The following is a 13,756-nucleotide window of genomic DNA, read 5'->3' as shown; positions in this document are numbered from 1 at the left end:
AGGCCTCATATGGCCTTAAAATACAAAACGCCTGATGAAATTCATCAGGCGTTTTAGAAAAAAGTGTCAACCTATATCAGGACAACACAGCCATTATTAAGTTTGCAATTAAGATGAGGGCAATTCAGTAGTGCGAAGCATGGCAATGTGAGGGATATTATCTTCTAAATACATATCAGAAACCTGTTTAAAGCCGTGATGTTGGTAAAACTCAGACAAATGCTGTTGAGCTGAAATTTTTATTGTTTGATTTGGATAATGCTTCAGACAGTGCTTTATGCCTTGCTTCATTAATTCATGACCTAAACCTGATCCTCGACTATCAATCGCGGTAACAACCCTGCCAATACTGACATAATCTGGGTAATTTTGGCCTTTTGGCAAGATGCGTAAATAGGCAACGAGTGTGCTATCTTGATAACCTAGTAAATGTAAAGTATCTGGGTGTCTATCTAATTGATTTTTATCACCGTCTAAATCAGGGTAGGGGCAATCTTGCTCGACGACAAAAACATCCACTCTCAACTTAATGGCGTCGTATAATTGTTCTGTTGATAATTGATTAAATGTGTGAACTTGCCATTGTGTCATATTAGTGCCTTATTCTTACGCTAAAGCTTGTAACTCCCCGTGAAACTTACGCTCAGTTAAATAGCTTTGCATTTCTGTTTTATATTGTTCCATACATAACTGGGGAAATTCAGCAGCAATAATATCCTTTAATTGCTCGTGTTCCATAAAAAGGAGATACCCTAAGGGTAAGTATTTAGGGTTAAAACTACATTGATACACTGTTGCTCTTATTTGACTTGCAGTATAGAACTCTTGTTGACCATAACGTTTTTGTAGTTGAGGTAACAGTTTTTTTCCATACTTTTTAATGGCAGCGTGTTTTAGCATAAACATTCCTTTGCGTTTTCTTTTCGTGTTTCAAGAGAGTGAAACGATCAAGTTAGCAATTTGGGCTGCTATTATAGAGTAGAATTTACATTGTTCAATCTTTAATAGGCTGTAATAGTAAAGTAAATATTTCAGCAGGAATTACTAATCAAATCAAGCATATTAGTAATATAAATGTGACTATTGAAGGAGGGGAAATTTAATTGATGATTTTAGTTGTTTTATGATCGATGAAAAAGCCTGCTTGCTGATAAGCTTTAGTAATTGCCCCTTTATCTCTTAATAATTTCAATCCTTTATTTATTGCAATGAAGGCTTCTTGGCCTTTGGGGTGTGCTTTGCTTATGACAAAATGACGTGAATCTTTTAACACTACGGCAATGTTTTTTACTGGCACTAAATGTACCTTTTCCATCGTAAAACTTTGATCTGCTGTGGGGTTAAAAGGCATTAACAGAAAGTCTACCCATTGAATATTGACCATTCTAGCCATAGACAGCCATGAATCTTCTCGAATAAGTTCTTTTAGTGGCAACGCTGAGAGAGTTTGCCAGTCAGTACGCCATAAGGGCGTTGAAACTGCAGTTAACTCAGTTAAATCATCTAGGCTTTTTATATTAAGTGTTTTTATGTTTTTTGGGCTGGTATATATGCCTGCAACATATTCACCTTTTCTTATTAATGGTGCAGAGATATGCACTTTATCGGCAATCGCTTTAGCATCTTGTAGCCAATAAGAATCGAAACTTATCAGCAGCTTTCCTTCTTGCAGCATTTTAGTATTACGAAAATTTACTTTTCCTGGAGCATAGCTAAAGTAATGCTTAAAGCCTCCTAAATTAAGTGCTTGCTGGGCAATGATCATATCGACGACATCTCTTCTAATGGTTTGTCCTGAAAAGTTGTCAATCGCATTTATATCTCTGTCTTTGACAAATTGAAGATAATCTTCGTAAACATCATCACGAATATAAATTAGGACATTATCTTGTCTAGCATGTGCCAGAGAGAGTGAAACTTGAAGAAGTGATAAAGAAAAAAAAGTTAAGTACAAAAATAATTTTTGCTTAGTTAGTTGCAGTACCATAGATTGGTGTTACTCATTTAATTGAATGAAAAAATCCATAAAAAAAGCATCCCTGTCTTTTATGTATAACAAGGATGCCTATTATTAACAAGCAAGCTTTAGTATTAGTAAGTAATTTTTCGTGGCTTATTTATTATGGCGTTTTTGCAATACCGCCATGACTTCTTTTAGCTCAATATCTTTATCTTGTAGTAATACCAGTGTGTGGTAAAACAAATCTGCACATTCACCTAAAAGATCGTCTTTGGTCTCAGCAACGGCTGCCAGGGCAACTTCAACCCCTTCTTCACCGACTTTCTGAGCAATTTTTGTCGTACCGCGAGAGAATAAATGTGCAGTGTAGCTCTCTTCAGGGGCATCGTTTTTTCTACTGGCGATTACTTGCTCAAGTTGGCTTAAAAAGTTTTGCTGACTTAAACCTTGTTCAGGAAAGCAAGATTCAGTACCTAAGTGGCAACTTGGTCCAATCGGCTGACAAGCAATAAGCAAGCTGTCTTTATCACAATCTGTCAACACTTGCTTCACTTCAAGAAAGTTTCCAGAAGTCTCCCCCTTTACCCATAAGGCTTGTTTTGAGCGACTGAAGAACGTTGCTTTGCCAGATGTTAATGTCTCAGATAAAGATGCTGGATTCATGTAACCTTGCATTAAAACAGCGCCTGTACCTGCGTGCTGAATAATGGCAGGGATAAGGTTATCCATTTTTTGCCAAGCTAACTCTGTTAAATTATTAGTTGTGACTAACATGGTCTCACCTCAATTTGTTGTTGCCTTAAATACTGCTTTAAATCGCTTATTTGGATAACACCTTTATGAAAAACACTTGCCGCTAATGCGCCATCCACATCGGCTTGTTGATAAACATTACTAAAGTGTTTCATTTCACCGGCTCCACCTGAGGCAATTAAAGGGACTGAGCAAACATCTCTAGCATGTTTTAACTGCTCAATATCATAGCCTTGACGAACACCATCTTGGTTCATGCAATTAAGAACGATTTCGCCTGCGCCTAAGCTAACCACTTTTTTAATCCAGTCAAACGTTGTCCAACTGGTTTTTTGAGTGCGTTTTTCATCACCTGTAAATTGATACACTTGATACTCACCCTGACCGTTATTAGCCTCTTTATTAAAGAAGCTATCAATGCCAACAACGATACATTGTTGACCAAACTGCTCAGCCAATCGAGAGATAAGTTCTGGCTCTCTTAGGGCTGGTGAGTTGATGCTAATTTTATCAGCACCCATCATCAATATTTCTTGGGCATCAGCTTCGCTTTTAATGCCACCAGCAACACAAAAAGGGATATCAATCACTTCAGCAATTCTGCTGACCCAGCTTTTATCGACAACGCGACCATCAGAGCTGGCGGTAATATCATAAAAAACTAACTCATCTGCGCCAGCTTGAGCGTATTTTTGTGCTAAAGGAACAATGTCACCAATAATTTCATGGTTTCTAAATTGAACCCCTTTAACCACTTTGCCATCACGAACGTCTAAACAAGGAATTATGCGTTTGGCCAACATGCGATTGCCTCCTCAAGGGTAAACTTTCCTTCGAGTAAAGAGCGACCAAGAATAACGCCGCTTACACCTGTTGGTATCAATGCTTTAACATCATCTAAAGAACCAATGCCGCCAGAGGCTTGCCACGCAATATCAGGATATTTTGAACATAATTCTTTATAAAGGTCGACGTTACTGCCTGTTAACGTACCGTCTTTAGAGATATCTGTACAAAGTATGTGTTTGATACCGGCGCTAATATAACGCTCCATTAAATCTTCTAGGTTAACACCGCTATCTTCAATCCATCCGTGAGTTGGTAAGGTTTTATTACCGTGTTCATCAATTTTTATATCGAGTGCTAAAACGATTTTTTCACCACCATAGGTATTAAGCCATGCAATAACGAGTTCAGGCTGCTTAATAGCGAGTGAACCGATAACTACACGATTTGCGCCAAGCTCTAAAAGTTGCTTTACATCGTCTTCATTGCGAATACCACCACCTACTTGAATAATCATGCTGTCATGATTAACTACAGTTTTTAAGGTAGACAGCTGACGCTTGCTACTGTCTTTTGCACCATCTAAATCAACAAAGTGCATTACTTTGGCACCAGCACTGGCATAAGCTTGTTGACGCTCTTGTACCGTGTATTGATAGTTTGTTTTTTGGCTATAATCGCCCTGAAATAAACGTACAACTTCGCCATTTATTAAATCTATTGCGGGGATCATCATTGGCTTACAAGCTCCTGTGGATCTAATGCTAAAAAGTTTTCGATAATTTTGCTGCCAAGTTTAGCTGAGCGCTCAGGGTGAAATTGACAACCAATGAAATTGTCTTTGGCGATAGCAGCAGAAAAGTGACTGCCATATTCACAACTTGCGATGGTATATTCACTGATTGGAGCTGCAAAACTATGAACAAAGTAAAAGTAATCGCCCTCAGAAATTCCACTTAGAACCGGGTGACTTTCTACCTTGGTTAAAGTATTCCAGCCCATATGAGGTAAACGATTACCTTGTGCTTGCAAAGGCTCAACTTTTGTTGGGATTAAATTTAAACACTCTACAGTGTTACTGTTACTTTCTCCCGTTGAAGACTTTTTCATTTCTGTAGATGACTCTGTCATTAACTGCATGCCTAAACAAAAACCAAGAACAGGTTGAGTTAATGTTTGCAGTGTTGTTACTAAACCTTTCACGATGATATTTTTCATCGCATGCTCAGCACTACCAACACCAGGGAAAATCACTTTATCGGCTTGCTTTATCAGTTCAATATTATCGGTAATGGTTATTTGGTAGCCTAGTCGCTCAACGGCGAACTTAACAGAAGATAAGTTGGCACAACCGGTATCAACAATAACAAAGTTTGTTGGTGTTAATGGGTTTGCTGGTGACTGACTCATTACAAAGTACCTTTTGAGCTTGGCATTTCATCGCCATCAACTTTTATCGCTTGACCAAGAGCACGACCAAATACTTTAAACAAGCTTTCTACTTGGTGGTGACAATTACCGGTTGATGTTGATAAATGTAAAGTAATTAACATGGAATCAGCTAAGGATCTGAAAAAGTGCGAAACCATTTGTGTTGACATAGTACCGACATTATCTGCGGTAAAGTCAGCATCAAATTCCAGCCATGGTCGACCAGAAAGGTCAATGGCACACTCTGCTCGACATTCATCCATAGGCAGAACAAAACCAAAACGTCCAATACCGCGTTTATTCCCTAAGGCTTGTTTTAACGCTTGACCTAAGGCTAGGGCGGTATCTTCAACGCTGTGGTGATCATCAATATGATAATCGCCGCTGACTTTACATTGTAGACTAAAGCCGCCATGTGTTGCGATTTGATCAAGCATGTGATCAAAAAAGCCTAAGCCTGTTTCAATGATATTGTTGCCTGACTTATCTAAATTTACCGTAACATTAATATCGGTTTCTTTAGTGGTGCGAGTGACAGTGGCTACTCGAGGCTGCTCAAGTTGAGTGATGATTTGCTCACTGACTTGCTGCCAATTTAAGTTATCACGTTGGTACTTAATGCCTTGAATGCCCATATTCGCTGCAAGTTGAATATCGGTATCTCTGTCGCCAATAACGTAAGAGTTAGCAAAGTCTACACGACCTTGTTGTAAGTATTCACTAACTAAGCCAAGTTTAGGCTTACGGCAACTGCAATTATCTTCGTCAAAGTGAGGGCATAATAATACATCTTGAAAAATAACACCTTGTGAAGTAAATAACTCCATCATTTTGTCATGGGGTAAATCAAAATCTGCTTGCGGATAACTGTCTGTACCTAAACCATCTTGGTTAGACACCATAACGAGTTTAAAGCCTTTTTGCTGTAAGGAGAGTAACTCAGGAATAACCTGAGGCTCGAAGACTAACTTCTCTAAACTATCAACTTGCTTATCACTGATTGGCTCTTCAATTAAAGTACCATCGCGGTCGATAAATAATATTTTCTCTTGTGTGTTACTCATAACGTGCTCGGTTTATTGTCGTTCTTATGAAATTGATAACTGCTTGGTTAAAACTTGCTTAAGTTTTGCTATTTCTTGCTCGTTGCCAATACTAATTCTTAAACAGCTAGCTAGTTGCTGTTGCTTTGATTGATCGCGTATTAAAATATTATTCGCGACTAATAAGTCAAAAACTGTTGTTTTTACTTTATCGTTGCTACAACGAAATAAGACAAAATTGGCGTTGCTAGTAAAAACTTGTTGGCACCAGCTTTGCTCTTGTAGCCACTGGCTTAGTTCATCGCGCAAGCTGTTGGTCACATCTACTCGCTCAGTCATTATATTGCGCTGGCTGGTCAGTGCTTGGCTGGCAATTTCAGCAACAGGAGCTGAAATTGGATATGGTGCGATGACTTTACTTAACAGTGTGATGACATCTTCATTTGCGAGCGTAAAACCACAACGAAGACCTGCTAAAGCAAAAGCTTTGGATAATGTCCGCAATACAATAACGTTATCATAATCACTTAATAGTTTGGCACTGGTTTGTTCTGGGCTAAACTCGATATAAGCTTCATCAATGACAACCATCGCGCTGTTTTTAAATAACTCTACCGCTGCAACAATTTGCTCTTGAGGTAGTAAATTGCCAGTAGGGTTACCCGGCGAACATAAAAATACCACGTTAACTTTGCCCACTTGCTGCGCTAAGCCGTTTAAGTCTAAGGTTAGAACGTCAGGCTTTAATGGTACTTTAACGATATTAGCACCGTGGTTTTCTGCACTTATTGCGTACATGCCGTACGTTGGTGGACATATCAAGATGCTATCTTGATATGCTTTACAAAAGCTTCGGATTATTAACTCAATACCTTCATCAGCGCCGCGTGTGGCAAGCACCTGTGTTTTAGCTAAACCCGCGTAATCACTATAAGCATTAATTAAGCTCTCTGGCTGAAAGTCAGGGTAGCGATTAATATTATTCGCTGATAATTGATAATCTCCTAAACCCGGCGCTTCATTGGCATTAAGCCAAATTTTTTCTTCACCAGCTGTTTGATCAGCACTGGCAAAAAGGCGTCTGGCTGACTGGTAAGGCACCATGTCAATTAGCTCTTCACGGGCTAATTGCTCAGCTGTGGTTAGTGAAGTATTGGCAAGAGAATTAGTATTCGGCATGCTTAGGCTCCTTCTTCCAAACGTATGGTTACCGCTCGTTGGTGAGCGTCTAGGCCTTCAGCGTCAGTTAATTCAATAATACATTCAGCTAAGCTTGCTAAACCATCACGGGTTAATTGCTGCACAGTGTAGCGCCTTGAAAAATCAGCTAAAGATAAACTACCAATGACTTTTGAATAGCCGTATGTTGGTAATACGTGGTTTGTGCCACTGGCGTAGTCACCAGCAGATTCTGGTGTATAAGCACCAACAAAAATAGAGCCAGCATTACGTAAGCGTAATAATAATGTATCAGCATTATCTGTTTGAATGATTAAGTGCTCTGGACCGTAAAGGTTAGACACTTCAACCGCTTGTGCTAAATCAGCTGTTAAAATTAACCGTGATTGTTTTAAGGCTTTTAAGGCAATGTCTTTACGCGACAGTAACTCAACTTGCTTGCTTAGCTCTGCAGCAACCTCATTAATTAATGATTCACTATCGGTGAGTAAAATTACTTGGCTATCGCTGCCGTGCTCAGCTTGCGATAATAAGTCAGCGGCGATAAAAGCTGCATTTGCGTTATTATCACCAATAACAAGCACTTCAGAGGGACCTGCTGGCATATCAATGGCAAAGCCTGCAACTTGTTGCGATAATTGTTTCTTTGCTTCAGTGACATAACGGTTTCCTGGGCCAAAGACTTTATTAACTGCTTTGATGCTTTCAGTACCATAAGCAAGTGCTGCAACTGCTTGAGCACCACCCACAGTGTAAATTTCATCTATGCCGCAAAGATCGGCTGCCACTAATATTTCATTTGCCAGTTGGCCATTCTTATCGGGTGGGCATACTAAAACTACACGCTGACAACCAGCAAGTTGTGAAGGTACACCTAACATCAATACCGTTGAAGGCAGAGGTGCAGAGCCTGCAGGAATGTACAAACCAACACTTTCAATAGGCTCAGTTTTTAATATGCAGTTAACTCCAGGGCGAGTTTCAACCGCTATATCACTTGGTTTTTGCGCGGCGTGAAAGGTTTTTATTTGTTGATAAGCTGTTTCTATAGCGGCAATACGTTTTGCAGAAAGTGCATTTTTAGCTTGTGCTACTTGTGCTTGAGAAACCGATAAAGTACTTAGTTTTATACCATCAAACTGCTCAGTTAAGTTAATTAGTGCTTTATCACCTTGCTTTTGTACTTGCGATAAAATATTGGCTACTTGAGTTGATAATAAAGCATTATCAGCAATGGCAGGTCGCGCTAATGCATCTACTTTTTGCTGTACTGATAAGGTTTGCCAATTGATTATTTGCGTATTCATTTTCTTTACCTCTTTGAAGGACATTCGAGCAAGCTGTGTCGAATTAACCCATCATCTTCTCAATTGGCATTACTAAGATAGAATCACAACCGAGTGATTTTAATTCTTCCATTGTTTCCCAGAAGAAGGTTTCCGTAGCAACAACGTGTACAGCGACTAAGTCTTCACGACCAGCTAAAGGCAGTACCGTAGGAGTTTCTTTGCCAGGCATTAAAGCACTTACCTGCGCTAATTTATCTTTAGGAGCGTGCAGCATAATGTATTTGCTTTCTTTAGCTTTCATAACCCCTTGAATACGTGGCAGTAACGTATCTAATATTTTTTGTTTACTTGGTTCAAGTACTGCAGGGTTTTGAATTAATGATGCCGTTGATTTAAAGATCACTTCAACTTCTTTTAAACCATTCGCTTCAAGGGTTGCCCCTGTTGAAACTAAATCACAAATACCATCAGATAAACCAACGCGAGGAGCCACTTCAACAGAGCCTTTTAACAAACAAAATTCAACATTGATGCCATTGTTTCTAGCAAAGCGGTTTAATAATTGAGGGTATGTAGTGGCAAAACGTAGACCGTCTAAACTCTTAATGCCTTGGTAATTGAATTCTTCAGGCATTGCGATAGATAATCGACAGCCTCCAAAGTTTAAGCCCGTTGTCTTGACATAGCTGTGGCTTTGCTCCATTAATTGGCGCTCTAATGCAGCTTCTTCTAAGGTATTATCACCAACTATACCTAAGTCACAAACACCATCCATAACTAGGCCAGGTATATCGCTACTACGTACACGCATAATATCTATAGGCATATTGCTTACGTGAGCAAGTAAACGTCTATCACTAACATTTAGCTTTAAGCCACAACGTTTTAAAAGCTTTTGTGTGTCTTCACTTAGACGCCCTGATTTTTGCATGGCAATGCGTAGTCTTGGTTCTGTTGTCATTTTGTTGCTTCCTAATTTTAAAATTTGTTTCATTGTTAACTAAATTTATTCGCCCAAAGGCATGTATATACAATTTCTCGGGCTTTAAAATGCGAAAACCCCCGAGAGAGTTTGGACTCTTTCGGGGGTTTAATAAACTTAGTTACTTTATGTCAATCCACTGAAAGGCCCACAGCCCATCAGTGATAAACCTGAATGGGCTAATCGCTATGATGATGGTGATGATGTCGGCTATTCAGGTTAAAAGTCATTAAAGTAAACCTCAGTAATGGTTAATTCATTGATGTTGTATACTTAAACTAACAACAACGATAGTTAATCTATATGTTGTTACATTACTGACTATGGTGTTTAGCTGCAAGTAATAAATAAAGTTTTTTTATTGTTATTTGTTATATAGAGTTACTAAGCAGTTATAGTGTTTTTGGTTGTAATTACAAACAAGAGTAAAGTTATTTTGATAAGTGCCGATAAAATAAGCAACAATTAAGAATAATTAACAGTAAAGTAACATTTGAGTGCCATTTATGGATATTTTTACTACACAATTAGCCCGAGTCGTACCGGTACCGATCAAGCCTGCAAAACTGAAAGTAAAAGCTTTGCTAAAAGATGCGGGCGCAGGGAAGTTGAAGGAAGATCTTGATCATCTTGAAAATCATGATTATTACTTTAATCAAAGTGAAGAAAGCATTGCGGCGATTAAAGAAGAACAAGAGCAAAGCCAAGGAAACAAACAAGCTGATAAAGAAGCTGAGTTAAAAGCTACTGAAGAGTCTATTGATAAATCAGCTCCAAAAGATAAGAGTGAAGGGATAAATGAAGTTAATGGTATTAAACATTTAGATTTGTACGTTTAATTGCAAATAATTTTTCTTAAATTCAGTGTCACTTTCTGCAAAGAGTAAAGCTTATCGCCTTACTCTTTTTCTATGGCTATTGCTTGGTGCTTTAGTTTTTTAATTGTATACTTGCTTTCTTTTATAGCCTGCTTCTCCTTGTTTCACTACACTATATGACACCAGTTCAAAAAGCCTTCTCTAGCGACGGTGCTCTTGCTAATACCATTGACGGATATTCACCAAGGCAAGCGCAAACCGATATGGCATTACAAGTTGCTAAGGCAATCAAAGAAGAGTCGTCGTTAATTGTTGAAGCTGGAACGGGTACTGGTAAAACTTTTGCCTATTTAATACCTGCTTTTTTAAGTGTTGCTGGTAATAAAGCTACAAAGGGCAACGTAACTAAGACCAACCCTGAGTCAATATCTGAAGCAATCTCTCCGTTAGTTGATGATGAAGCCCTTGAAGATAATAAGAAAATCATTATCTCTACCGGAACCAAAAATCTCCAAGAACAGCTTTTTCATAAAGATATTCCGATAGTTAAAAAGGCGTTAGCAAGTAATGCGCAAATTGCTTTATTAAAAGGTCGGGCAAATTATTTATGCTTATATCGTTTAGAGCAATACCAACAAACTCGCGGTCAATTAGATGCGGGGATGTTAGCTGATTTAGTCAAAGTGAAGACATGGGCTAACACGACGCAAAGTGGTGATATTGGTGAATTAGTTAATGTCAGCGAAGATTCGAGTGTTTTCCCTTATGTCACCAGTACGTTAGATAATTGTTTAGCCCGAGAATGCCCTGATTATGAGTCATGCTATTTAGTCAAAGCCCGTCAAAAAGCGATAGATGCTGATTTAATTGTGGTAAATCATCATTTATTTTTTGCTGATATGGCCCTGAAAGATACGGGCTTTGGTGAGCTTATTCCTAAAGCACAAGTGATGATATTTGATGAGGCGCATCAAATAGGTGATATAGCCAGTGAGTACTTTGGTGAATCTTTTTCTACAAGGTTGTTAGTTGATTTATGTACTGATGTTTTGCAAATCCATCGAAGTAGTTTAGCTGATGTAAAGCAATTAGGTTTAGCGGCTGAAAAATTGCAAAAAAGTTGTCAGGAATTTCGCTTACTTTTCAATTTTGATCCTGAACGAGGTAATTGGCGTGAAAAATGCCAGCAACAACGTTTTCAGCAAAAATATCTACGATTAAAAACAGATATAGATTTTTTATATCAAGTCATTAAGCTTTGCGTATCTCGCAACGAAGCTATCGATAACTGCTTTGATCGCATTGTAAACATTCTTGCCAAATATGAAATCATGGCAGATGTTCAAGCGTTCGGTATGAGCTTTTGGTATGAAACAACACCGAGACATGTAGTGTTACATAAAACGCCATTAACAGTTGCGGATAAATTTAGTCAATTTGTCAAAGAGTCAGGTGCTGGCTGGATTTTTACCTCTGCAACACTGGCTGTAGATAATAGCTTTGAGCACTTTATTCATCAATTTGGCTTAAAAGGGGCAGAGCAATTATTGTTAGAAAGTCCTTTTGATTATCAAGCACAATCTCAATTGATTGTGCCAAGGTACCTCCCCCAAGCAAACGACGCCAACAGAGCAAAAAGCCTCGCCGAAATGGCTATTCCACTTATTGAAGCGAGCAACGGCGCTTGTTTTATGTTGTTCACAAGTTATCGAGTGATGAATCAAGTCGCAGATATACTTAATGAGGCCATTGATAACCCGTTATTGGTACAAGGACAAATGGCTAAACGAAAGTTACTCGAACAGTTTATTGAATACGATGATTCTGTGTTATTGGCTACCGCAAGTTTTTGGGAAGGTGTTGATGTTAGGGGTGATAAATTAACCTGTGTTATTATAGATAAGCTGCCATTTGCATCTCCCGATGACCCTTTATTACAAGCTCGTTGTGAAGATGCGCGTAGACAAGGTCATGAACCGTTTGAGAAAATTCAGCTCCCGCAAGCGGTTATTGCATTAAAGCAGGGCGTTGGTCGTTTAATTAGAGATGTGAACGATAAAGGTATATTAGTTATTTGCGATGATAGATTGGTAAATAGGCCTTATGGCCAAACTTTCTTAAAGAGCTTGCCGCAAATGAAACGAAGCCGAGATTTGCATAAAGCGGCTGGTTTTTTAAAGCAATTATCAGCAGAGAAGCTAGGAACAGCAAAGTAAAACGTATTTAGGTCATCAAAAACTATTAAGAAAATGTAAGGTATTTTATTGTGAATTATTTGGCACTTGATGCTTCAACTGAAGCGTGCTCAGTTGCTCTGAAAATTGGTAACACTGTCACCAGCCGTTATGAACTATGCCCTCAGTCACATAGTTTAATGTTATTGCCTATGGTCGATGATTTATTGAAAGAAGCAGGCAAACAATTAACCGATTTAGATGGCTTGATTTTTGGACGAGGCCCAGGCAGTTTTACAGGAGTAAGAATTGGTGTTGGTGTGGCTCAAGGATTAGCTTTTTCTGCCCAGTTACCCGTTGTTGGTGTATCAAGTTTACAAGCTATGGCGCAATCTGCATTTGAAAAGCATCAACAATCAAAGGTTATTGCTGCTATCGATGCGCGTATGTCAGAAGTCTATAATGGTTACTTTGTCGCAAATGAACAAGGTATTATGCAGCCTCAGGTTGAAGAGTCAGTGCTAGCCCCTGAAAAACTAGCACAACACTTAGCTAATATGTCTGTGCAAACCGCTTATGGTGTTGGTACAGGCTGGGATGCGTATGCCGAAGAATTATCTACTTTGAAGAAAAATTCAGGTTCGCCTGAGGTACTTTTTCCTACTGCTGAAGCTATGATAAAAATTGGCCAGTTTGCTTTTAGTCAAGGAGAAGGCGTTGAGGCTCAGGACGCTCAACCAAGTTATGTTAGAGATACGGTGTCTTGGAAGAAGTTACCAGGCAGGGAGTAAATAACGTAGCGATTAGCTAAGGTAAAATGATGTATAGTTTACTAAGTCAGCATTATTTTGCTAAATTAACCTTATGCGAATGAATATTGTACGAACTAATAGTGTATAAATTAATACTATGCAAATAAATCAGTCACCGTTTAATGGCATGAATAGCCAACAGGTAAAGCGTCCATCGAGTGAAGCTTCTTTTATCAAGAAGGCAGAACCGAACGAGCTGAACGCTAATAAGGTTAATGCCACTAGTTATATTACTCCATCATCGGAGCGAGCTGAACAAGGCAAAATACGCTTTGATGAGAGTGCTGTAGATATTATGACTAAGCAAGGCCACGTAAATGCTGAATCGTTAACTAAAGATGATATTTCAAGGCAGAACCAATATGCGGTGAATAGTTATAAAAATGTGAATAATTTAGCTCAACGCGAAAACGTACAACAAATGCTAGGTGTGGATTTATTTGCCTAGCTTTAATTATTTATAAGTAGCTTGTATTTAACAACGAATTTTCACGACTTCTTTCCTTCTATCCAGAGTAAAAAATCATCA

The 13,756-nt window shown here is 38.7% G+C and carries 15 protein-coding genes; 4 read left to right on the top strand and 11 right to left on the bottom strand.

What is annotated here, in order from left to right; translation table 11 throughout:
* Window positions 1-108: 108 nt before the first annotated feature.
* The 11 genes from EPA86_RS01485 to hisG all read right to left on the bottom strand — a co-directional run bounded on the left by EPA86_RS01485 (window position 109) and on the right by hisG (window position 9,402).
* Window positions 109-591: a GNAT family N-acetyltransferase gene (locus EPA86_RS01485; RefSeq protein ID WP_140601180.1), complete on the bottom strand. Its 483-nt coding sequence runs from the start codon at window positions 589-591 to the stop codon at window positions 109-111.
* A 15-nt stretch (window positions 592-606) separates the two neighbouring features.
* The gene (locus EPA86_RS01480) at window positions 607-900 is read right to left on the bottom strand and encodes a DUF6559 family protein (RefSeq protein WP_140601178.1); all 294 of its coding nucleotides are present in this window, start codon (window positions 898-900) and stop codon (window positions 607-609) included.
* Between the two features lie 199 nt (window positions 901-1,099).
* Window positions 1,100-1,987 carry a hypothetical protein gene (locus tag EPA86_RS01475; protein WP_246058198.1) on the bottom strand — a complete coding sequence of 296 codons (888 nt, stop codon included), beginning with the start codon at window positions 1,985-1,987 and terminating at the stop codon, window positions 1,100-1,102.
* A gap of 126 nt (window positions 1,988-2,113) precedes the next feature.
* The gene (gene hisIE / locus EPA86_RS01470) at window positions 2,114-2,734 is read right to left on the bottom strand and encodes a bifunctional phosphoribosyl-AMP cyclohydrolase/phosphoribosyl-ATP diphosphatase HisIE (protein ID WP_140601176.1); all 621 of its coding nucleotides are present in this window, start codon (window positions 2,732-2,734) and stop codon (window positions 2,114-2,116) included.
* The gene (gene hisF, locus EPA86_RS01465; protein ID WP_140601174.1) at window positions 2,728-3,516 is read right to left on the bottom strand and encodes an imidazole glycerol phosphate synthase subunit HisF; all 789 of its coding nucleotides are present in this window, start codon (window positions 3,514-3,516) and stop codon (window positions 2,728-2,730) included. The genes hisIE and hisF overlap by 7 nt, the downstream gene beginning before the upstream one ends.
* Window positions 3,498-4,235 carry a 1-(5-phosphoribosyl)-5-[(5-phosphoribosylamino)methylideneamino]imidazole-4-carboxamide isomerase gene (gene hisA, locus EPA86_RS01460; RefSeq protein WP_140601172.1) on the bottom strand — a complete coding sequence of 246 codons (738 nt, stop codon included), beginning with the start codon at window positions 4,233-4,235 and terminating at the stop codon, window positions 3,498-3,500. The genes hisF and hisA overlap by 19 nt, the downstream gene beginning before the upstream one ends.
* Complete coding sequence (gene hisH, locus EPA86_RS01455; protein ID WP_140601171.1) at window positions 4,232-4,909, bottom strand: imidazole glycerol phosphate synthase subunit HisH; 678 nt, start codon at window positions 4,907-4,909, stop codon at window positions 4,232-4,234. Before hisH ends, hisA begins: the two co-directional genes overlap by 4 nt.
* Window positions 4,909-5,994, bottom strand: coding sequence for a bifunctional histidinol-phosphatase/imidazoleglycerol-phosphate dehydratase HisB (gene hisB / locus EPA86_RS01450; protein WP_140601169.1), 1,086 nt, complete (start codon window positions 5,992-5,994; stop codon window positions 4,909-4,911). The genes hisH and hisB overlap by 1 nt, the downstream gene beginning before the upstream one ends.
* A 24-nt stretch (window positions 5,995-6,018) precedes the next feature.
* On the bottom strand, window positions 6,019-7,152 hold the full coding sequence (gene hisC, locus EPA86_RS01445) for a histidinol-phosphate transaminase (RefSeq protein ID WP_140601167.1): 1,134 nt from the start codon (window positions 7,150-7,152) through the stop codon (window positions 6,019-6,021).
* A 2-nt stretch (window positions 7,153-7,154) separates the two neighbouring features.
* Window positions 7,155-8,459 (bottom strand): histidinol dehydrogenase, encoded by a 1,305-nt coding sequence (gene hisD, locus EPA86_RS01440; protein WP_140601165.1) that lies wholly within the window; start codon window positions 8,457-8,459, stop codon window positions 7,155-7,157.
* 43 nt (window positions 8,460-8,502) lie between these two features.
* A complete protein-coding gene (hisG, locus tag EPA86_RS01435) occupies window positions 8,503-9,402 on the bottom strand; it encodes an ATP phosphoribosyltransferase (RefSeq protein WP_140601163.1) in 900 nt (299 codons plus the stop codon).
* 527 nt (window positions 9,403-9,929) lie between these two features.
* Between hisG and EPA86_RS01430 the strand changes: the two genes are divergently transcribed.
* The 4 genes from EPA86_RS01430 (at window position 9,930) to EPA86_RS01415 (ending at window position 13,675) form a co-directional block, all read left to right on the top strand.
* A complete protein-coding gene (locus EPA86_RS01430) occupies window positions 9,930-10,262 on the top strand; it encodes a hypothetical protein (RefSeq protein WP_140601161.1) in 333 nt (110 codons plus the stop codon).
* Window positions 10,263-10,417: 155 nt separating this feature from the next.
* The gene (gene yoaA / locus EPA86_RS01425) at window positions 10,418-12,457 is read left to right on the top strand and encodes a DNA repair helicase YoaA (RefSeq protein WP_140601159.1); all 2,040 of its coding nucleotides are present in this window, start codon (window positions 10,418-10,420) and stop codon (window positions 12,455-12,457) included.
* A gap of 50 nt (window positions 12,458-12,507) precedes the next feature.
* A complete protein-coding gene (tsaB, locus tag EPA86_RS01420; RefSeq protein WP_140601157.1) occupies window positions 12,508-13,206 on the top strand; it encodes a tRNA (adenosine(37)-N6)-threonylcarbamoyltransferase complex dimerization subunit type 1 TsaB in 699 nt (232 codons plus the stop codon).
* Between the two features lie 118 nt (window positions 13,207-13,324).
* Window positions 13,325-13,675, top strand: a complete 351-nt coding sequence (locus tag EPA86_RS01415) for a hypothetical protein (protein ID WP_140601155.1) — start codon at window positions 13,325-13,327, stop codon at window positions 13,673-13,675.
* Window positions 13,676-13,756 lie beyond the last annotated feature (81 nt).

Origin of the sequence: Litorilituus lipolyticus (assembly GCF_006439335.1) — a bacterium.
Taxonomy (GTDB): domain Bacteria; phylum Pseudomonadota; class Gammaproteobacteria; order Enterobacterales; family Alteromonadaceae; genus Colwellia; species Colwellia lipolytica.
Note: the sequence above shows the minus strand (reverse complement) of the source record. Positions and strands in the feature narration are given on the sequence as shown.